Source organism: Marinibaculum pumilum (assembly GCF_042646425.1).
Lineage (GTDB): Bacteria > Pseudomonadota > Alphaproteobacteria > Ferrovibrionales > Ferrovibrionaceae > Marinibaculum > Marinibaculum pumilum.
The window spans coordinates 84,556-104,093 of sequence record NZ_JBHRTR010000034.1; the positions used below are offsets into that span (position 1 = coordinate 84,556).

Genomic DNA, 19,538 nt, shown 5'->3' on the forward strand with positions numbered 1-19,538 from the left:
AGACGCCGCCGGAATCCCAGCCCCAGGTCCGGCCTTCGACGCATTCGCCGCGGCCGCTGGACATCTGGGCGACGATCTTCACGCCGTAGGAGGTCTTCATAGGGCAGTGGGCATAGTTGTAGTTCTGGCTGACGCAGGTGACGGCGTCCTGCGGGCGGTAGCAGCGTCCGCCGCCACCGCTGTCGAAGGGGTCGCTGCCCGAGAAGGAGAAGCCGCCGCCGCTGTCGAAGCCGCTGCCGCCGCCCCCGCTCCCGCCGCCCCCGCTCCCGCCGCCATTGCCGCGCGCCTCCGGAAAGTCGTTGGCCCAGTTGCCCTGGATGAACGAGGCGCGGCAGCCCTGCGTGACCCAGACGCCGCCGGAATCCCAGCCCCAGGTCTGCCCCTTGATGCATTCACCACGGCCGCGCGAGATCTGCGTCACCAGGACGACGCCATAGCTCGTCTTCATCGAACAGTGCTGGTAGCCGTAGTTCTGGCTCTCGCAGATCACCGGCTGGTTCCGCGCCTGGGCCGGGCCGCCGGCCATCAGGCCGGCGACGGCCAGGGCCAGCGCCGCGAACAGGGCCGCGGGTGCGATCCGCATGCGGCGGCCCGTCGCCGGTCGCATCTTGTGCCGCGCCACTGCCATGGAATGCCTCCGCCGCTGGGATTTCCTCTCCGGCGCGGAGTCTAGCGGCCTTCCTGCCGCCAGGCGAGAAGCAGCCCGGCCAGCAGCAGCGCCAGGACCAGCAGGGCGGGCAGCAGCGGGGTCTGCCGCACCCCGGTGACCAGGTAGCGGTCGTTGCTGGTCAGGCCCAGCCAGTCGCTGCCGGCCTTGCCCGCGTCCAGGTCGACCCGGCGCAGGCGGAAGCCGCCATCGTCGAGCCACAGGATGCCGCCGCCGGTGGCCTCGGCGACCGGTGTCAGCCGGGCGTCCGTCGCCTGCACCTCTCCCAGTTCCCGGGGATTGATCTCGCCCACCGCGGCGATCGCGTCGCGGCTGCCGTCGGTCAGGGTGTAGATGCCCGGCTCGTCGACGGGCAGGCGGCCGGTCGCGGTGCCGTCGGCACGCGGCTGCAGCACGACCTGCCTCTCGCTGCCGTCGGGGAAGGTCACCGTCACCGGGTTCTCGTCCGGCTCCAGCGACTGCCGGGTGACGGTCAGCGACTGGCCCTGCAGCTCGGCGCGCAGGGCCTCCTCCTCCAGGTCCGGCTCCTTCATCAGCCAGTGCGCGGCCCGGCGCAGCAGCTCCGCCTGCGGCCCGCCGCCCTCATAGCCGCGCGCCCAGAGCCAGGCATGGTCGGAATAGATCTGCGCCACCCGGCCTTCGCCCACCCTGTCCAGCTGCAGGACAGGGGCGCCGCCGGGCCCGGTCATCAGGGTCTCGCCGCCTTGCGGTAGCACGTCGATCAGGCGGAACCAGCGGCCCCAGTCCGGCTCCTCTCCCGGCGCCCCGGCGCCGGGCAGCCCGGCGGAAACCGGGTGGCGGCGGCCGGTCTCGCTCAGCTCCGGGCGGAAGCCCTCGACGATCACGCCGCCGGTCGGCTCGCCCGGCAGAACCTGCGACAGCGGCGTGCGCCACAGGCTGAGCGGGAAGGCATAGGCGGGGCCGGAGGCGTCGAGCAGGGCGCCGCCGCTGCGGACATAGTCGGCGATGTTCTCCAGATAGGTGGCCGGCAGGATGCCGCGCCGGCGGTAGCGGTCGAAGATGATCAGGTCGAACTCGTCGACCTTCACCTCGAACAGCTCGCGGATCGGGAAGGCGATCAGGGACAGTTCCATGATCGGCGTGCCGTCCTGCTTTTCCGGCGGCCGCAGGATCGTGAAATGCACCAGGTCGACCGACGGATCCGCCTTCAGCAGGTTGCGCCAGACCCGTTCGCCGGCATGCGGCTCGCCGGTGACGAGCAGCACCCGCAGCCGGTCGCGCACCCCGTTGATCACCGAGACCGCGGTGTTGTTCTGCGCGGTCAGTTCCTCCGGCAGGGCCGGGATCGAGAATTCGGCGACATTGGCGCCGCCGCGGTCGAGGGTGAAGGTCAGGCTGCGTTCCTCGCCCGGCGCCATGTCCAGGCTGCGCTCCGTGCCGTCGGGCAGGCGCACCTGGACCCGAGGCACCCGCGCTTCGGCTGGCACCGGGCCGGTCTGGTCGACCCGCAGGGTCACCGTCACCTCGTTGCCGACAATGCCGTAGCCGGGCGCCTGCACCACGGTCAGGCGCCGGTCATAGGCGTCCGGATCGCCGGCGATCATGCCGTGGATCGGGCCGGGCAGGCGCGCCGCCGCGGCGCCCTCCGGCACGTCGTGCACCTGGCCGTCGGTGACCATGATGGCGCCGGCGAAGCGGTCCGGCGGAATGTCCGCCAGCGCCACCGACAGGGCCTTGAACAGCTCCGTGCCGCTCTCGGCGCCGGCACCGCCTTCGCCACCGGCCCGGACGGTACGGACCTGGAGCCGCGGCAGGTCGTCCAGCTGTCCCTGCAGTTCGGCTGCCGCCGCATCGACCTCCGCCTGCCGGTCGCCGAAGCCGATCGAACGGCTCTCGTCGATCACCACCACGGCGATGTCGTCCAGATATTCGCGCTCTTCCTGCACCAGGGAGGGATTGGCCAGGGTGGCGACCACCACCGCGAAGGTGGCGAAGCGCAGCGCCATGCCGCTGGCGCGGCGCCACAGGCCGACCGCCACCGGCAGCAGCGCCAGGGCGGCGGCCGCGGCGATCAGCCACCAGGGCAGGAGGGGGGCGAAGCTGATGCTGGTCATCGCCGTCTACTGCCCCAGCCGTTCCAGCAGGGCGGGCACATGCACCTGGTCGGCTTTGTAGTTGCCGGTCAGGGCGTACATGATCAGGTTCACCCCGAAGCGATAGGCATATTCGCGCTGCGCCTCGTCGCCCGGCACCACGGCGGCGACCGGCTCGAAGAACTCGTCGACCGCCCAGGCCGCGCCCCAGTCATGGCCGCCGATCACCAGCGGCGAGACGCCGTCATTGGCGGCGCCGTTGGCGCGCTCGACCCAGACCTTGCCGCCGGTATAGCGGCCCGGAAATTCCTGCAGCAGGTAGAACGCCTTGGTCAGCACATGGTCTGGCGGCACCGGGGTCAGCGGCGGCACGTCCAGCTGGCCCAGCAGGCGGCGCAGGGTCTGGGTCCCCGGTCCGGCGCCGCGGGCATCGAAGCCGCCCTGGTCGCGGGTGTCGAACAGGATCAGGCCGCCGGTCTTCATGAACTGGTCGACCTTCGCCAGCGCGGCCTCCGACAGGTCGGGCTGCGACGCCGCCATCGGCCAGTAGAGGAACGGGAAGAAGGCGATCTCGTCGCTCTCCAGGTCCACCGCGATGGGATCGGCGGGTTCCACCGAACTGCGCCGCAGCAGGGCCTGGCTCAGGCCCCGCATGCCGGCCTCGCTCATCTCGTCGATCTCCGCATCGCCGGTGCGCACATAGGCCAGCCGCAGGTCCAGGGTCGCCGCCAGGGCGAGTTCCTCCGGGGTGGTGGGATTGTCGATGCTCTGCGCTGCCACGGGGGCGGGCAGGGCGCCCGCCGCCAGCGGCAGGCCCGCGGCGAGAAGCAGCGCCAGAGTAGCCTGCCGCGCCGCCGGCCGGACCAGCGCGCCGCGCAGCCAGAGGGAGATCCACAGGTCCGCCACCAGGATCAGCATCGCGGCCAGCAGCAGCCAGGGCAGCAGGTCGACGGTGCCGCCGCTGCGGATCTCCTCAACCGACACGTCGACCGGCCAGTTGCCGGCCGCGGCGAGGTCGGGAACCCGGCCGCCCAGGTTGATGGCGCTGGCGGCCGTGCGGGTGCCGTACAGGCCCGGCGGATGCGCCGGGCCCGGCACCACCTCGCCCAGGCTGCCGGGCGCCAGCGGATCCGCGTTCTCGCCCGGCGGCACGGTGCGGCCGAAACCGTCCAGCAGGGCGAGCGGCGGCAGAGCCTCCGCCGTCTGCGCGCCGGACATGCCCTGGCTCAGTTCCACCAGGCGCAGCAGCATCTGCACGAACAGGCCGGACAGCGGCAGGTTCGACCATTCCGTGTTCGCCGTGGTGTGGAACAGCACCAGCCAGCCGTCGCCGCGCTGCTCCGCCGTCACCAGCGGCGTGCCGTCGGTCAGCCGCGCCCAGGTCTTTTCCGACAGGTTCAGGTCCGGCTCCGCCAGCACCTGGCGGTGGATGCTGACATCGTCCGGCACCGACAGGCCGTAGAACGGCGAGCCCTCGGCGAACGGCGCCAGGCGCGCCGGCTCGCTCCATGACAGGGCGCCGCCGATGTCGCGGCCGCCGCTGCGCAGCCGCACCGGCGTCAGCTCGTCGCTCTGCGCCGCCAGCCGCGGCCCGGCGAAGCGCACCAGCATGCCGCCGCGGTCCAGCCAGTCCGCCAGCGCGGCGCGGTCGGGGCCGACCACCTGGCCGACATCGGCGAGGATCAGGATCGCGGGCTGCGCCGGCAGCAGTTCGTCCAGGCCGGCGATGCGGATCTCCGCATGGGGCTGCAGCGCGCGATCGACGTAGAACACCTCCGACAGCAGCGGTTGCGGGATGTCGCCGCCGCTGTCGGCGACGATGCCGACCGTGCGGCGCCGGTAGCGTTCGTCCAGCAGGAAGGCGGCGCCGGCGCCGGGCGGCGCCTCCAGCTCCAGCCGGCTGAGCTGGTTGCGCACCGGCCCCGGCATGTTCATGGCGGCCGCGCCGACCGTGCCGCCCGCCTCGAAGGCGACCGGGGCGCGGCCCAGGACCTGGCCGCGCTCGCCCAGGGCGCGCAGCCAGATCGCCTGCGCCGGCCCGGCCTGCGGCCGCTGCACATTGACCTGCATTTCCTGCCCGCTGAAGCGCGGCGGCTGCACCAGCAGCGCGCCGGCGCCGCCCTCCGGCAGCACCACCCGCACCGGGCCCAGCCATTGCAGGCGCTCGGCCAGGTCGAAGCGGGCCTCGCTCTCGATCCCGTCGCTGTACCAGACCACTTCGCCGGAGGCCGGCCCCTCGCCCGTGCCCAGGCTCTGCAGCACGGCCCGATGATCGGACGGCCAGGGCTTCGGCTGCAGCGCCGCCAGGGTGGTGCGGACCTCGCCTGCCGGCGCGATGCCGGGAAGCGCCGTCGGCGCGCCGTCCGCCCGCGGTGCGGTGGTCAGCAGGCGCGCCGGGCGGCCGGCACGTTCCGCGGCGGCCAGGGTCGCATCGGCGGCGGCGATGCGCGCCGACCAGTTCGGCGCGGCGGCCCAGCCATCGTCGACCACCAGGGTCAGCGGCGCGTCGCTGTCGGACAGGCGGTCCGGGTTCAGCAGAGGTTGTGCCAGGGCGAGGATCGCCAGGGTTGCCGCCAGCATCCGCAGCAGCAGCAGCCAGAGCGGGGTATGGGCGGGCGTGCGTTCCGGCGAGGCCATGCCCAGCAGCAGCCGGATGGCGGGGAAATTCTGCTCGCGCGGCGCCGGCGGGGTGACCCGCAGCAGCCACCACAGCACGGGCAGTGCGGCCAGGGCGAGCAGCAGCCAGGGCGCGGCGAAGGCGAGGGGGCCGAGGCTCAGCATCAGCGGCCGCCTTCCGGCCCGCTGGCCGAGGCGGTGCCCGTCGGCTGGCCCGCGGCGATGCCGGGCTCGCGCGGCGCGGCGCCGGCGCCCAGGGAGGGATCGCCCGACAGGGCGGCGTAGAGCGCCAGCAGCGCGGTCTGCGGCGGCTGGTCGGTGCGGTGGACGGAGAAGGTCCAGCCGGCGCCGGCGGCGATGCGGCGCAGCGCCTCATGCCGGGCATGCAGGCGCTCTTTCCACTGGCCGCGGATCGCCTCCACCCGGTCGACGGTGTAGCGGCCTTCGCCCTCCAGCCCGGCAAAGCGGACCCGCCCTTCGAAGGGCAGATCCTCTTCCGCCGGGTCCAGGATCTGCACCAGATGGCCGTTGACGCCGCGCGCCGCATCGCGCCGCACCGCGTCCTCGATCCGCGCCAGCGGCGACAGGAAGTCGCTGAACCAGATCACGCGGGCGAAGCGCGGCAGGTCGCGCTGGTAGGGCAGGCTCGCCGGCCAGTCGCCCTCCGCGCCGCTGTCCCTGGTGGCAGCGGGGATGCCGCCGGCGGCCGTGCGGGTCTCCGTTGCGGCGGGCATGTCCGGGGTCTGCCCGCTGCGGGTCAGGTAGACGGCGATGCGGTCCAGGGTGGCACGCCCGGTGGTGGGCGGGTCCGGCTCGTGCAGCAGGCCGACCCGTTCGCCGCCGCGCACCAGCAGCGAGGCGATCGCCACCAGCAGGACCGATGCCCGCTGCACCTTGGCCGGCAGCTGCGGCAGGGACTGCCAGTGCATGGACGGCGAATTGTCGCGCCACAGCCAGATGCTCTCCGCCGCCTCCCATTCGTTCTGGCGGACATAGCTGCGGGTGCGCTTCGCCGACTGGCGCCAGTCGATCAGGGAGACGGGGTCGCCGAACTGGTAGCGACGGTACTGCCAGAAGGCATCGCCGGAGCCGGTCCGGCGCCGGCCGTGAATGCCCGGCGTGACCGTGGCGGCGATCCGCTCCGCCTCCACCAGCAGGCGGGGAAAGGCGCCCGCGGCCTGCTCGGCGAGTTTCCGCAGCTCCGCGCGCGAGGAACGCGCGCCGCCTGCCATGCCGTCGCCGGTCATCGTTCTTGCTGTCCCCCCGGTTGCCCGGTCCGGCTTCATGTCATGCGAATCGCTGCAGCAGGTCGTCGATCACCCGGTCGATGGTGACGCCATCGGCACGGGCGCCGAAGGTCAGTGCGATGCGGTGGCGCAGCACCGGACCGGCAAGTGCGACCACGTCGTCGACCGACGGCGCGAGGCGCCCGTCGATCAGCGCACGGGCCCGCACCGCCAGCATCAGCGCCTGGCTGGCGCGCGGGCCGGGGCCCCAGGCCAGCCGCTCGCGCACCTCGGGCACCTCGCTCTCGGTGGGACGGCTGTCGCGCACCAGGTCGAGGATCGCATCGACAACGCTCTCGCTGACCGGGATCCGCCGCACCAGGCGCTGCATCTGCATCAGCTGTTCCGCGGTGATCGCCGCGCGGGGCGGGGCGGCCTCGGCACCCGTCGTGGCGAACAGCATCCGCCGTTCGGAGCCGCGATCGGGATAGTCGACATCGATCTGCAGCAGGAACCGGTCGAGCTGCGCCTCGGGCAGGGGATAGGTGCCCTCCTGCTCGATCGGGTTCTGGGTCGCCAGGACGTGGAAGGGGCGCGGCACCGCATGCCGCTGCCCGGCGACGGAGACCTCCTTCTCCTGCATCGCCTGCAGGAGCGCGGACTGGGTGCGCGGGCTGGCGCGGTTGATCTCGTCCGCCATGAACAGCTGGGTGAAGATCGGGCCCGGCAGGAAGCGGAAGGAGCGGCGTCCGCTCTCGCTCTCGTCCAGCACCTCGGAGCCCAGGATGTCCGCCGGCATCAGGTCGGGGGTGAACTGCACCCGCCGTTCGTCCAGGCCCAGCACCTTGCCCAGGGTTTCCACCAGCAGGGTCTTGGCCAGGCCGGGCACGCCGATCAGCAGGGCATGCCCGCCGGAAAGCAGGGTGATCAGGGTTTCCGTCACCACCCGTTCCTGGCCGAAGATCACGTTGTGGATCTCCGTCCGGATGGACGCGATCTGCTGCGCGGCCTGGTCGATCTCGGCAGACAGGGTCTCTGCCGCGCCGGCGGTCGTCAGGCCGGCTTCCTGGAGGTTCTGCATAAGTCGGGGGGTCCTGTGAATGCGCCTACTGCCTGTCCGCCGCCATTCCGGCCTGACCTGCTACGGCGGACCTGCCCGCCTGAACGGGCCATCCGGCCGGCCTTCGCGCGCCCGCTCCCGCACCTCCGGCCCTCGGTCGTACCGCCGCCTGTCGGCAGCGGCCCGGACCGGACGGCCGGGCCGTCCCGATGTCCCCCGACACCGGCGGCCCCGGGAAGGGCCCCCCTGACACCCCCTGCAGCCATGCATTTGCGGCAATCGGCTTGCAGGGCGGCGCGCATTGCTCAGTCTTTCACCTCAGACGGCTGTCGTCGATCAATGACGCCACTCTAGCGTTCGCGGCGTTGCCGAGTCATGAAAAACATGGTGCACGAGGACGTGATGACCAGCAGAGACGATGAAAACGACCCGCAGGCAGCATCCGGAAGCGCCCCGACCGGTCCGGAGCGGCTGTTCGAGGCGCTGCGCGACGAGGATTGGGGACGCGGCCTGCCGCCGGTGCAGGAGTGGCACCCGGCCCGCGAGGGCGAGATCGACATCCGAATCGCCCGCGACGGCAGCTGGACCTATCAGGGTTCGCCGATCGGCCGGCAGCGCATGGTGCGGCTGTTCTCCACCATCCTGCGCCGCGACGCCGACGACCGCTTCTACCTGGTCACCCCGGTGGAGAAGCTGGCGATCGAGGTCGAGGACGCGCCGTTCGTGGCGGTGGAGATGGCCGTCGAGCGCGACGGCGACGGGGCGCCGACCCTGGTGTTTCGGACCAACGTGAACGAAGTCGTGGCCGCGGGCCCGGAGCATCCGATCCGGGTGGAGACCGACCCTGCGACCGGCGAGCCGTCGCCCTATATACGAGTTCGGGACAGGCTGGACGCGCTGATCGCCCGCAGCGTCTTCTACGAGCTGGTCGACATGGCAGAGACGGAGAGCCTGCCCGAGGGCGAGCGGCTGGTCGTCCATTCCGGCGGCAGCCGCTTCGTTCTGGGCGCGGTGCCGGACGAGAGCGAGGAGGACTGAGCCGAGCATGGCAGACGGACAGGGTAGGGAAAAGGCGGGAAAGCGTGAAGAGGCGGGTTCCGGGCTGGTCGAGCTTCGGCCCGAATTGATCGCCGGCCGCCTGTCGCCGCCGCCGGGTCTGGCCGAGCTGCCGCTGGAGATCGCCGCCTTCGAGCGTGGCGACCATATGATGAACCCGGACCGGCAGATCTTCGCCACCGGGCCGCTGAAGCCGGCGGCGGTGCTGGTGCCGCTGGTCACCCATCCGCAGGCGCCGCACGTCCTGCTCACCCATCGCGCGCAGAGCCTGGCACGGCATGCCGGGCAGATCGCCTTTCCCGGCGGCCGCGTGGATCCGGAGGATGCCGACCTGGTGGCCTGCGCCCTGCGCGAAACGGAGGAGGAGATCGGCCTGCCGCGTTCGGCGATCGAGGTGCTCGGCGCGCTGGATCCCTACCTCACCGCCACAGGCTATGTGGTCGCGCCGATCGTGGGGCTGGTCGCGCCGGGCTTCGACCTGCGGCTCGACTCACGCGAGGTCGCCTCCAGCTTCGAGGTGCCGCTGACCTTCCTGATGGACGAGGCCAACCATCGCCGCGACAGCGGCACCTTCCAGGGGCGCAGGCGGCACTGGTGGGCGATCCCCTATGGCGACCACTACATCTGGGGAGCCACGGCCGGCATGCTGCGCAACCTCCGCGATCGGCTGGCGCACTGATGCTGCGGCAGTTCCTCTACCATGTGGTGCCGATGCTGGTGCCGTTCGCCATGTACGCCGCCTATCTGTGGCTGCGCCGGCGGCGGGGTGCGGCCGGCACCTGGCGCGAGGCACCGCTGACCTGGCTGTTCGTCGCCGGCTTCGTGCTGGTGATCGCCAGCTTCGTGGTGATGCGGCTCGGCGGCGACCAGGAGACGGACATGCGGTACCGGCCGCCCGCCTATGTCGACGGGCAGATCGTCCCGGCGGGCGAGGCGCCGGCACCCGCCCGGCCGCCATCGCCGGACGGCGGCGCTCCGGCCGCGGAATGAGCGCGGCGGACGATCTGGAACCGGCGCGCCGCATCGCGCCACCGGACTGGATGACGGATCCCGCGACCCGGCGTGTCGTCGCCGCGCTGGCCGCCGAGGGTGCGCGGCCGCGCTTCGTCGGCGGCTGCGTGCGCGATGCGCTGCTGGACCATGCGGCGAAGGATATCGACATCGCGGTGCCGATGCGGCCGGAGGCGGCGATGCAGCTGCTGCGTGCGGCCGGCCTGCGGGTGGAACCGACCGGTCTGGACCATGGCACGGTCACCGCGATCGCCGACCACCGCCCGTTCGAGGTGACGAGCCTGCGGGTGGATGCGGAAACCTTCGGCCGCCATGCCAGGGTCGCCTTCACCGCCGACTGGCGGGCGGATGCGGCGCGGCGGGACTTCACGATGAACGCGCTCTATGCCGATGCCGACGGCACCATCTACGACCCGGTGGGCGGGCTGGCGGACCTGGACGCCCGCAAGGTGCGCTTCATCGGCGACCCGCACCGGCGCATCGCCGAGGATGCGCTGCGGATCCTGCGCTTCTTCCGGTTCTATGCCCGCTTCGATCCGGGCCCGCCGGATGAACAGGCGGTTGCCGCCTGCGCGGCCGCTGCCGGCCTGATCGACGGGCTGTCGGGGGAGCGGCTGCGGGCGGAATGCCTGGCGATCCTGGCGACGGACCGCGCGGCCGAGGCCCTGGCGCTGATGGCCGGATGCGGCGTCGCCGCGGCTTTGCTCGGCGGGGCGGCGGACACCGCGCGCCTGGCGGCACTGGTCGCGGCGGAGCGGCGTCATGACTGTCGTCCCTCTGCCCTTCGGCGGCTTGCCGCGGCGAAGCCGGCGGGGGTGGCGGCGGCAGGGCTGGGGCGCCGGCTGCGCCTGTCCAACCGGGAGGCGGGCCGCCTGGAGTGCCTGGCCGCGCCGCTGCCGGCGGAGATCGCGGCCGCCGCGGCCGCGCCGCAGGGTCCGGCCGCGCGGCACCTGCTGCAGTCCCTGGGTGCGGAGACGGTTGCCGACATCGTCCTGCTGGCGGAGGCGGCCGCGGCGCTGGCGGATGCAGGCGGCCTCCTGGCTGCCGCCCGCGACTGGCAGCCGATCCCGTTCCCGCTGCGCGGGGCCGATCTGCTCGTCCGTGGGGTTGCGCCGGGGCCGGCGGTGGGTGAAATGCTGCAGCGGCTCCGCCACTGGTGGGCGGCGGGCGACTACCGGGCCGGCCGCGGCGACTGCCTGGCCGAGCTGGACCGTCGCGTCGCTCAGGAGGCGGACCGCAGCTGATCCCGGCCCGGCAGGGCATCGTCGGAGAGGGTGAGCGGCAGGATCAGCCGCACGGACGTGCCCTTGCCCGGCTCGCTGGTGAGCTCGAACCGACCCTCCAGCAGTTCCGTGAGGCGCTTCGCCAGTGGCAGGCCCAGGCCGGTGCCGCCGGCCGTGCCGGCGGCGTCCGACCGCTTGCGCTGCGGCAGCTGGACGAAGGGGGCCAGGGCGCGGGGGATGTCTTCCGGCGCGATGCCGATGCCGGTATCGGCCACCTCGAGCTGGACATGGTCGCCCTGCGCGCAGGCGCTGACCGTGACCCTGCCGCCGGAATCGGTGAACTTCACGGCGTTGGACAGCAGGTTCAGCAGGATCTGCGACAGCCGCAGCTTGTCGGAGAGCAGCGGCGGCAGGTCGGCGGGCAGGTCCCTGTGCAGGGCGACGCCCGACTGGCCGGCCTGCAGGCGGATCATCCGCATCGCATCGTCGACGATGTCGTGGATGCTGAACCGCTCCCGGACCAGCTGCAGCTGCTGGCTGTCGGCCTTGGAGTAGTCGAGGATCTCGTTGACAAGGTCCAGCAGGTGATGACCGCTGGAATGGATGTCGTCGATATAGTCCAGGTAGCGCTTGTCGGGGATCGGCCCGAACGGCTGGGTGGCCAGCAGGTCGGAAAAGCCGATGATCGCGTTCAGCGGCGTCCGCAGCTCGTGGCTCATATTGGCGAAGAAGGCCGATTTGGCGGCATCCGCCGCATGCAGCCGGGCGAGCGCATGGTTGAGGTCCCGGACCTGCAGGGCAAGCGCGGCGTTCAGGCGATCGTAGGTGCCAGCCAGCATGCCGAGCTCGTCGCCGCGCTGCCAGTTCAGCGGCGCCGGCGGCTCCGTCTCGCGACTGTCGCGGGCGGACTGAATGTGGCGGGTCAGGCGGTGGATCGGCCGCAGCACCATGCGGCGCAGCAGGAACCAGACGACGGCCAGCTGGGCAATCGCCGACAGCGCCATCAGCAGGATGGCAAGGCCGACCGATTCGCCGCCAGCTGCGGAGATCGTGCGCGCGCGCTGCGCCTCGATCAGCGCCACCGGCTGCCCCCCGATGCCTGCAAGAAGGGAATCCGCGACCAGGACCCCGTCGCGCGCGCTGATGACCACCGCATCGGTTGCGGCGCCCGTGTCGATCAGCGTCCGCGCCACCTCCGTCAGGTCGTTCGCATCGGTGCCGGACAGCGGCAGCAGGCGGAAGTCGGTCCCGGTCTGGTCGCGCAGCAGGGCCATCAGGCGGGCATTGACCGGACGGGCCATCACCAGCGCCCCGGCCGGCGGCTGTGCCGCCAGGGTGTCGACGACGGGGTGGCGCACCACCAGCAGCAGCCGGCCGTGCAGGTCGACCAGGCCGGCCGCGACGTCCGCCGCACCGGACGGCGCGCCCTGCGGCAGAGCGGCCAGCAGTGCATCGACGTCGAAAGCGTCCGACGGCAGGCGTTCGCCGCTGGCCGGGTCGGCGGCATAGGAGAACAGGACGCCGCCATCCCGGTCCTGGAAGGCGATGAGGCTGAGGTTCAGGTTCTGGAAGACGCTGGGAAGGATATTGTCGTCGAGATAGGTGGCGTTGTCCCCCTGGACGAAGGCATAGCTGTCATCCCAGACCGCCCAGTCGGCGGAGGTGGCGACAAGATGGCCCTGCTCCTTGCGAAGGGCCACGCGGATCCGCTCGATCCCGTGCTCGGCCTGGCCCGTCTCGATGGTGTCGAAGGCGGGCTGCACGACGCTTTGCAGCACGAAATAGCTCAGCGCCGTGTTCACCGCCGCAACGGCGAACAGGATCGCAAGCGTTTTCGGTCCCAGCGAATGCAGCCAACGCGGCATGCCGACACGCGGCCTCCTTCCCGGTTCGCCGCCAGGATATCGGGCAAAGGTTTAAAGATGTTAAGCGGGATTCACCGCGCGGGCGGGTGCCGCGGCAGGATTCAGTTGCCGACCTTCACCAGGCGGGCACTGACCGTGCGCGCGGCCTCGCCATCGGCGAAGGCGATGAAGTCGAGCTCCATCCCCAGGCCGGTGATGGTGCGCTTGTAGACATGCAGCCGGAAATCGCCGTTGCCCTGGATGACGAAGGTGTTGATCGACAGGGTGGCGCCCTGCAGCGTGGCCCAGGCATAGGTGCCGGTCATCGGGTCGGCGGCAGTCTGCGACTTCCAGACATTCTTCCGCCCGGTGGGCAGGAACATCATCTCGGTCGTCTTGCGTTCGGCGTTCGGGTTGTCGGCGGCACCGCTCTGCCGCTGCACCGTGGTCCAGACGATCCGGAAACCACCCTGGTCCGCGCCGGAGATGCGGACATCCATGTCGCGGCTGGTGACCCGGAAATAGATGCTGTCCTCCGTCTCGGAGATGCCCGTCCCCTGCCAGTGCCCGAAGAAGGCGGGCAGGTTCAGGTCGCGGGCCTGGGCCGGCAGGGCCCCCGCGGACAGTACCAGGATGGCGACCAGGAATGCCGCCAGCCCGGTGGCGGGCAGCCATCCGGGCCGCTTTGCTGTCGGTGCACAGGTCATCTCGCGGCGTCCTCCCTCGCGATGCGTCCGGTTCAGGGCCAGGTCACGGCCGGCGGCATAGACATCAGGATCGCCTCCGTGTTGCCGCCGGTCTTCAGGCCGAACTGCGTGCCGCGATCGTAGAGCAGATTGAACTCCACGTAACGCCCGCGCCTCTGCAGCTGGTGGGCGCGGTCGGCATCGGTCCAGGGCCGGTTCATGTGGCGCCGGACGATCTCCGGATAGACCGTCAGGAAGGCGGTACCGACATCGCGGGTAAAGGCGAAGTCGCGGGCCCAGTCGCCGCTGTCCAGATAGTCGTAGAAGATCCCGCCGACCCCGCGCGGCTCGTTGCGGTGGGGCAAGAAGAAATACTCGTCGCACCAGGCCTTGTAGCGGGCATAGCAGTCCGGGTCGTAGGAATCGCAGGCCGCCTTCAGCGCGGCGTGGAAGGCGTCGCGATCGGCATCGTGGCGCTCCGGCCACATCGGTGTCAGGTCGGCGCCGCCGCCGAACCAGCCCTTCGTCGTCACGATGTGCCGGGTGTTCATGTGCACCGCGGGAACGTGCGGCGACTGCATGTGCGCGACCAGCGAGATGCCGCTGGCCCAGAATCGGGGATCCTCCGCCGCACCGGGGATCTGGCGGCGGAAATCGGCGCTGAAGCGGCCATGGACGGTGGAGACGTTGACGCCGACCTTCTCGAACACCCGGCCGTGCATCACCGACATGACGCCGCCCCCGTCCAGGTCCTGCCTGTCCAGGTCCTGCCTGTCCGGGTCTTGCCTGTCCGGGTCGCCCGGCCCGACCGCAGGGGCGTTGGCCGCAGCGGTATCCTTGCGCTGCCAGGGCTTGCGCACGAAACGTCCGGGCGGCCGGTCGGACAACTGGCCCTCCAGCGAATCCTCCAGCGCCTCGAAGGCGGCACAGATCCGGTCGCGCAGGCTTTCGAACCAGGCCTGCGCGGCCGCCTTCCGGTCGGCGACCTGCTGCGGTTCGGGCGGGGCGGCGGGGGGCGGGTCGGTGGTCATGGTGCGTCGATCTCTCCTTCGGGCGGATCCGGTATGGCAGGCCCGTGGGGATCGGGAAAGCCCCCGGTCTGGCGCAGCGCCTCCCCCAGGACCATGGCCGCGGCGACGGCGACATTCAGGGAGCGCAGGCCCGGTCGCATCGGGATTCGCAGCCGCGCGTCCGCCCGGTCATGCACCGCCGGCGGCACGCCGGCACTTTCCTGGCCGAACAGCAGGCGGTCGCCCGGCCGGAAGGCGAAGCCGGTATGGGGCAGGGATCCGGCGGTGGTCAGCAGCACCAGCCGGTGTCCGCCCAGCGTCCGTTCGAAGGCCGGCCAGTCCCGATGCCTTGCAACGGCGACCTTGTCGAGATAATCGATGCCAGCGCGCCGCAGGCCGCGGTGCGAGAAGGGGAACCCGCAGGGCTCGATGATGTCGACCGGCACGCCCAGGCAGGCGCCCAGGCGAAGGATGGTGCCGACATTGGGGGGCATGTCCGGCTGATACAGGGCCACGCGTATGGCTGTCCGGTCCCTCGGCTGCATGTCCACCCTTCGGCTCCGCTGCACTCGCGGGGGTCTCGTCCGCTTCCGTGAGGCGAAAAGTCGAATGAAATCAGGGAATTGCGCGATGCGTCACGCTGTCGCATGGAAACCGGGGCGTTCTGGACTTCGCTCCGTTATAGTGACAGAAAACACAGTTCGAAGCGCAGCCTGCAGCAAATAGGGATGTCGATGTCCGGAACGACTGCGGATCACAAGCCGGGGTCCGACGACGGGGCCACCCGCCGCGATTTTCTTTACATTTCCACCGCCGCCTTCGCCGGCGTGGGCGGCCTCCTGGCCCTGTGGCCGTTCATCGACCAGATGAACCCCTCGGCCAACGTGCTGGCGCTCGCCTCCACCGAGGTCGACATCTCCAAGGTGCCGCTCGGGCAGCAGATCACGGTGTCCTGGCGCGGCAAGCCGGTGTTCATCCGCCACCGCACGGAGGAGAACATCGAGGAGGCGCGGGCGGTCCCGATGAACGACCTGCCCGACCCGGAGCTGGACGAGAACCGGGTCCTGAAGCCGGAATGGCTGGTGATGGTCGGGGTCTGCACGCATCTGGGCTGCATCCCGCTGGCCGACCAGGGGGAGTATGACGGCTGGTTCTGCCCCTGCCACGGCTCGCACTACGACACCTCGGGGCGGATCCGGAAGGGGCCGGCGCCCTACAATCTGGAGGTCCCCCCGTACGAATTCCTCAACGATAACCAGATCCGCATCGGCTGACGGGGCGCGGCGGGCGCCGGCGGCGAGGCCGCCCGGCGCCGGGCGAGGCAGGGTGCTAGCGGCAGGATTTTAGGGGCATGAGCTTGAAGACAAACAACGGACTGGTGAAGTGGATCGACTACCGCTTGCCGGTCTTCACCTTCATCCAGCATTCGCTGCACGAATATCCGACGCCGAAGAACCTCAGCTACTGGTGGAACTTCGGGTCGCTGGCCGGGATCTGTCTGGTCATCCAGATCGTCACCGGCCTGGTGCTGGCGATGCACTACACGCCGCACACCGACCTGGCCTTCGCCTCCGTCGAGCATATCATGCGCGATGTGAACTATGGCTGGCTGCTGCGCTACATCCACGCCAACGGCGCCTCCTTCTTCTTCATCGTCGTCTACATCCACATCTTCCGCGGCCTCTACTACGGCTCCTACAAGTCGCCGCGGGAGATCCTCTGGTTCCTGGGCGTGATCATCATGCTGCTGATGATGGCGACCGCGTTCATGGGCTATGTCCTGCCGTGGGGCCAGATGAGCTTCTGGGGCGCGACGGTGATCACCAACCTGTTCTCCGCCATCCCCTGGGTGGGCGAGAGCATCGTGACCTGGCTCTGGGGCGGCTTCTCGGTCGACAACCCGACCCTGCAGCGCTTCTTCAGCCTGCACTACCTGCTGCCCTTCGTGATCGCCGGCGTGGTCGGTCTGCACCTGGTGGCGCTGCACCAGCACGGCTCCAACAACCCGCTGGGCATCAACGTGAAGGGGCCGCAGGACCAGATCCCCTTCCACCCGTACTACACGATCAAGGACATGGTCGGGTTCGGGGCGTTCTTCTTCATCTTCTTCATCTTCGTCTTCTTCCTGCCCAACTACATGGGCCATCCCGACAACTATATCGAGGCGAACCCGCTGGTGACGCCGGCGCATATCGTGCCCGAATGGTACTTCCTGCCATTCTACGCGATCCTGCGCGCCGTGCCGGACAAGCTCGGCGGCGTGATCCTGATGTTCGGCGCGATCTTCGTCCTGTTCCTGCTGCCCTGGCTGGACACCTCCCGGGTGCGGTCTGCCAAGTTCCGGCCGATCTTCAAGCAGGTCTACTGGATCTTCGCGATCGACTGCCTGATCCTGGGCTATGTCGGCGCGCAGCCGCCGGAAGGGATCTGGATCGTCATCGGCCGCCTGGCGACCGCCTACTACTTCCTCCACTTCCTGATCCTGCTGCCGCTGATCGGCTGGTTCGAGCGACCGAGACCCTTGCCGAGTTCCATCGCCGAGGCGGTGGACGCCAAGTCGGGCGGCAAGTCCTCCGCCGCCGTCGCGGCCGAGTGAGCGGGAGGAAGGTGAAAGTCATGCGTTCGATCCATATCCCCGCCCGCTCTTCCATGCGCCGTTCCTCCATGCGCCGCTCGGTCCTGGCCGCCGCCTTCTTCGGCCTGGCCGCGCTCGCCGCAGCGCCGCTCGCCTCCGGTCCCGCCATCGCGGCCGGAGAGGTGCCGGAGGCGCCGAACGTCGACTGGAGCTTCAGCGGCCCCTTCGGCACCTACGATCGCGCCGCGATGCAGCGCGGCTTCCAGGTCTACAAGGAGGTCTGCGCCTCCTGTCACAGCCTGAACTATGTCGCCTACCGCAACCTCGCCGATCTCGGCTTCACCGAGGCGGAGGTGAAGGCCATCGCGGCGGAATACAATGTCCAGGACGGCCCGAACGACGACGGCGACATGTACGATCGCCCGGCACAGCCGTCCGACCGCTTCGTGAAGCCGTTCCCGAACCCGCAGGCGGCACGGGCGGCCAATGGCGGCGCGCTGCCGCCGGACCTGTCGCTTCTGGTCAAGGCGCGGCCGGACGGCGCGGACTATACTCACGGCGTCCTGATCGGCTATCGCGAGGCGCCGGCCGATTTCGAGGTGCCGGTGGGCCAGTACTACAACGAGTATTTCCCGGGCCATCGCATCGCCATGCCGCCGCCGCTCTCGGAGGGGCAGGTGGAGTATGGCGACGGGACGCCCGCGACCGTTGAGCAGATGGCACGGGACGTGACCCATTTCATGACCTGGGCGGCGGAACCGAAGATGGAGGATCGCAAGCGCCTGGGCGTGAAGATCCTGATCTTCGTCGCGATCATGACCATCGTGTTCTACATGGCGAAGCGGAAGGTCTGGCGCGACGTGCACTGACGCCGCGACCTTCGCCGCTGACAATCCGGGCCGGATCCCGCCGGGGGGTCCGGCCCGGTTCCGTTTCCAGCCCCTCTCCGCCAGGGAGACCGGGTCGCCACGCAGGGAGTTCGGGACGCAGGCATGACGAAACTGGGAATCATCGGCGGCAGCGGCCTGTATGAGATCAGCGGACTGACCGAGACCCGCTGGGAGGCGGTGACCACACCCTGGGGGGCGCCGTCCGACGACCTGATGTGCGGCCGGCTGGGCGATACGGAGCTGGTCTTCCTGCCGCGCCACGGCCGCGGCCACCGGGAAAGCCCCACCTCGATCAACTACCGGGCGAACATCGACGCGCTGAAGCGGGTCGGCTGCACCGACGTGATCTCGCTCAGCGCCTGCGGCAGTTTCCGCGACGAGCTGCCGCCTGGCACCTTCGTCATCGTCGACCAGTTCATCGACCGCACATTCGCGCGCGAGAAGAGCTTCTTCGGCAAGGGGTTCGTCGCCCATGTCGCCTTTGGCGACCCGGTCTGCCGGCGCCTGGGCGATGCGCTGGAAGGCGCGGCGACGGAGATCGGCGTGCCGGCGAAGCGCGGCGGCACCTATCTGGTGATGGAGGGGCCGCAATTCTCCACCAAGGCGGAGAGCCATCTCTATCGCGGCTGGGGCTGCGACGTGATCGGCATGACCAACATGCCCGAGGCAAAGCTCGCCCGCGAGGCGGAGCTCTGCTACGCGAGCGTGGCGATGGTCACCGACTTCGACTGCTGGCATCCGGGTCATGATCATGTCGACGTGGCGGCGATCATCCAGGTGCTGCACGACAATGCACAGAAGGCGAAGGATCTGGTGCGCGCGCTTGTGCCACGGCTGGACGACCGGCCGGCGGTCTGCAGCAGCGGTTGCGACCGCGCCCTCGATACCGCCATCATCACCGCGCCGGAGGCCCGCGACCCGAACCTCGCCGCAAAGCTGGATGCGGTGGCTGGACGCGTTCTGGCGGCGAAATAGGGTCGGCGAGGCAGAGGGCAGGGCATGCAGGGCATCAAAGACAAAATCCGGACGATCCCGGATTTCCCGAAACCGGGGATCCTGTTCAGGGACATCACGACCTTGCTGCTGGATCCGCAGGGGTTCCGGAAGACCGTCGACGAACTGGTCCAGATCCACATGTCCAGCCGGATCGACAAGATCGCCGGGATCGAGGCGCGGGGCTTCATCCTCGGCGGCGCGGTGGCGCACCAGATCGGCGCCGGCTTCCTGCCGATCCGCAAGAAGGGCAAGCTGCCCCACACGACGATTGCAGAGGATTACGATCTCGAATACGGAACCGACACGGTGGAGATCCATGCCGATGCCGTGTCGCCCGGCGACCAGATCCTTCTGATCGACGACCTGGTGGCCACCGGCGGAACGGCTGCCGCGTCGATCCGGCTGCTGGAGCGCGCCGGCGCGACGGTGATCGGCTGTTCCTTCGTGATCGACCTGCCCGACCTGGGCGGCCGCGCCAGGCTGGAGCAGATGGGACAGAGGGTGCAGACCCTCTGCGCGTTCGAGGGAGAATAGCGCGGCGCGACGCTATATAGTGCGCGCGGTCCGGCGGCAGCGACGCCGGAACCGCGTTCGGGCGATGAGTGTTCCGGCCGGTCGGCGCGA

The 19,538-nt window shown here is 70.5% G+C and carries 18 protein-coding genes; 9 read left to right on the top strand and 9 right to left on the bottom strand.

What is annotated here, in order from left to right:
* The 5 genes from ACFOGJ_RS20265 to ACFOGJ_RS20285 form a co-directional block, all read right to left on the bottom strand.
* On the bottom strand, window positions 1–628 hold a 628-nt coding region (locus ACFOGJ_RS20265; RefSeq protein WP_379903945.1), incomplete at its 3' end, for a DUF3011 domain-containing protein.
* 41 nt (window positions 629–669) lie between these two features.
* Window positions 670–2,742: a hypothetical protein gene (locus tag ACFOGJ_RS20270; RefSeq protein ID WP_379903946.1), complete on the bottom strand. Its 2,073-nt coding sequence runs from the start codon at window positions 2,740–2,742 to the stop codon at window positions 670–672.
* 6 nt (window positions 2,743–2,748) lie between these two features.
* Window positions 2,749–5,502: a DUF4159 domain-containing protein gene (locus tag ACFOGJ_RS20275; protein ID WP_379903948.1), complete on the bottom strand. Its 2,754-nt coding sequence runs from the start codon at window positions 5,500–5,502 to the stop codon at window positions 2,749–2,751.
* The gene (locus ACFOGJ_RS20280; RefSeq protein ID WP_379903950.1) at window positions 5,502–6,584 is read right to left on the bottom strand and encodes a DUF58 domain-containing protein; all 1,083 of its coding nucleotides are present in this window, start codon (window positions 6,582–6,584) and stop codon (window positions 5,502–5,504) included. The genes ACFOGJ_RS20275 and ACFOGJ_RS20280 overlap by 1 nt, the downstream gene beginning before the upstream one ends.
* A 40-nt stretch (window positions 6,585–6,624) precedes the next feature.
* The gene (locus tag ACFOGJ_RS20285; RefSeq protein ID WP_379903952.1) at window positions 6,625–7,644 is read right to left on the bottom strand and encodes an AAA family ATPase; all 1,020 of its coding nucleotides are present in this window, start codon (window positions 7,642–7,644) and stop codon (window positions 6,625–6,627) included.
* Window positions 7,645–8,025: 381 nt separating this feature from the next.
* On the opposite strand from ACFOGJ_RS20285, the gene ACFOGJ_RS20290 reads away from it, so the two are divergent.
* Genes ACFOGJ_RS20290 through ACFOGJ_RS20305 form a run of 4 tightly spaced genes read left to right on the top strand, consistent with a single transcriptional unit; the run spans window position 8,026 to window position 10,934 of the window.
* Window positions 8,026–8,661 carry a DUF1285 domain-containing protein gene (locus ACFOGJ_RS20290; protein WP_379903954.1) on the top strand — a complete coding sequence of 212 codons (636 nt, stop codon included), beginning with the start codon at window positions 8,026–8,028 and terminating at the stop codon, window positions 8,659–8,661.
* Window positions 8,662–8,668: 7 nt separating this feature from the next.
* Window positions 8,669–9,358 (top strand): CoA pyrophosphatase, encoded by a 690-nt coding sequence (locus ACFOGJ_RS20295; protein ID WP_379903956.1) that lies wholly within the window; start codon window positions 8,669–8,671, stop codon window positions 9,356–9,358.
* Entirely contained in the window at window positions 9,358–9,669 is a 312-nt protein-coding gene (locus ACFOGJ_RS20300) for a DUF6111 family protein (RefSeq protein ID WP_379903958.1), read from the top strand. Before ACFOGJ_RS20295 ends, ACFOGJ_RS20300 begins: the two co-directional genes overlap by 1 nt.
* Complete coding sequence (locus ACFOGJ_RS20305) at window positions 9,666–10,934, top strand: CCA tRNA nucleotidyltransferase (protein ID WP_379903960.1); 1,269 nt, start codon at window positions 9,666–9,668, stop codon at window positions 10,932–10,934. The genes ACFOGJ_RS20300 and ACFOGJ_RS20305 overlap by 4 nt, the downstream gene beginning before the upstream one ends.
* Here the strand turns inward: ACFOGJ_RS20305 and ACFOGJ_RS20310 are convergent.
* The 4 genes from ACFOGJ_RS20310 to ACFOGJ_RS20325 form a co-directional block, all read right to left on the bottom strand.
* Window positions 10,913–12,778, bottom strand: a complete 1,866-nt coding sequence (locus ACFOGJ_RS20310; protein WP_379903962.1) for a sensor histidine kinase — start codon at window positions 12,776–12,778, stop codon at window positions 10,913–10,915. The two genes, ACFOGJ_RS20305 and ACFOGJ_RS20310, sit on opposite strands and share 22 nt — an antisense overlap.
* A 101-nt stretch (window positions 12,779–12,879) precedes the next feature.
* Window positions 12,880–13,464, bottom strand: coding sequence for a hypothetical protein (locus tag ACFOGJ_RS20315; protein WP_379903964.1), 585 nt, complete (start codon window positions 13,462–13,464; stop codon window positions 12,880–12,882).
* A gap of 32 nt (window positions 13,465–13,496) precedes the next feature.
* Complete coding sequence (hemF, locus tag ACFOGJ_RS20320) at window positions 13,497–14,474, bottom strand: oxygen-dependent coproporphyrinogen oxidase (RefSeq protein WP_379903966.1); 978 nt, start codon at window positions 14,472–14,474, stop codon at window positions 13,497–13,499.
* Window positions 14,471–14,974 carry a tRNA (cytidine(34)-2'-O)-methyltransferase gene (locus tag ACFOGJ_RS20325; RefSeq protein WP_379904623.1) on the bottom strand — a complete coding sequence of 168 codons (504 nt, stop codon included), beginning with the start codon at window positions 14,972–14,974 and terminating at the stop codon, window positions 14,471–14,473. Before ACFOGJ_RS20325 ends, hemF begins: the two co-directional genes overlap by 4 nt.
* A 213-nt stretch (window positions 14,975–15,187) precedes the next feature.
* Between ACFOGJ_RS20325 and petA the strand changes: the two genes are divergently transcribed.
* From petA to ACFOGJ_RS20350, 5 genes are all read left to right on the top strand, one after another.
* Window positions 15,188–15,727 carry a ubiquinol-cytochrome c reductase iron-sulfur subunit gene (petA, locus tag ACFOGJ_RS20330; RefSeq protein ID WP_379903968.1) on the top strand — a complete coding sequence of 180 codons (540 nt, stop codon included), beginning with the start codon at window positions 15,188–15,190 and terminating at the stop codon, window positions 15,725–15,727.
* 77 nt (window positions 15,728–15,804) lie between these two features.
* Window positions 15,805–17,049, top strand: coding sequence for a cytochrome b N-terminal domain-containing protein (locus ACFOGJ_RS20335; protein WP_379903970.1), 1,245 nt, complete (start codon window positions 15,805–15,807; stop codon window positions 17,047–17,049).
* 20 nt (window positions 17,050–17,069) lie between these two features.
* The gene (locus tag ACFOGJ_RS20340) at window positions 17,070–17,897 is read left to right on the top strand and encodes a cytochrome c1 (protein ID WP_379903972.1); all 828 of its coding nucleotides are present in this window, start codon (window positions 17,070–17,072) and stop codon (window positions 17,895–17,897) included.
* Between the two features lie 123 nt (window positions 17,898–18,020).
* Entirely contained in the window at window positions 18,021–18,893 is an 873-nt protein-coding gene (locus ACFOGJ_RS20345; protein ID WP_379903974.1) for an S-methyl-5'-thioadenosine phosphorylase, read from the top strand.
* A 24-nt stretch (window positions 18,894–18,917) separates the two neighbouring features.
* A complete protein-coding gene (locus tag ACFOGJ_RS20350; RefSeq protein WP_379903976.1) occupies window positions 18,918–19,448 on the top strand; it encodes an adenine phosphoribosyltransferase in 531 nt (176 codons plus the stop codon).
* The last annotated feature ends 90 nt before the right edge of the window (window positions 19,449–19,538 follow it).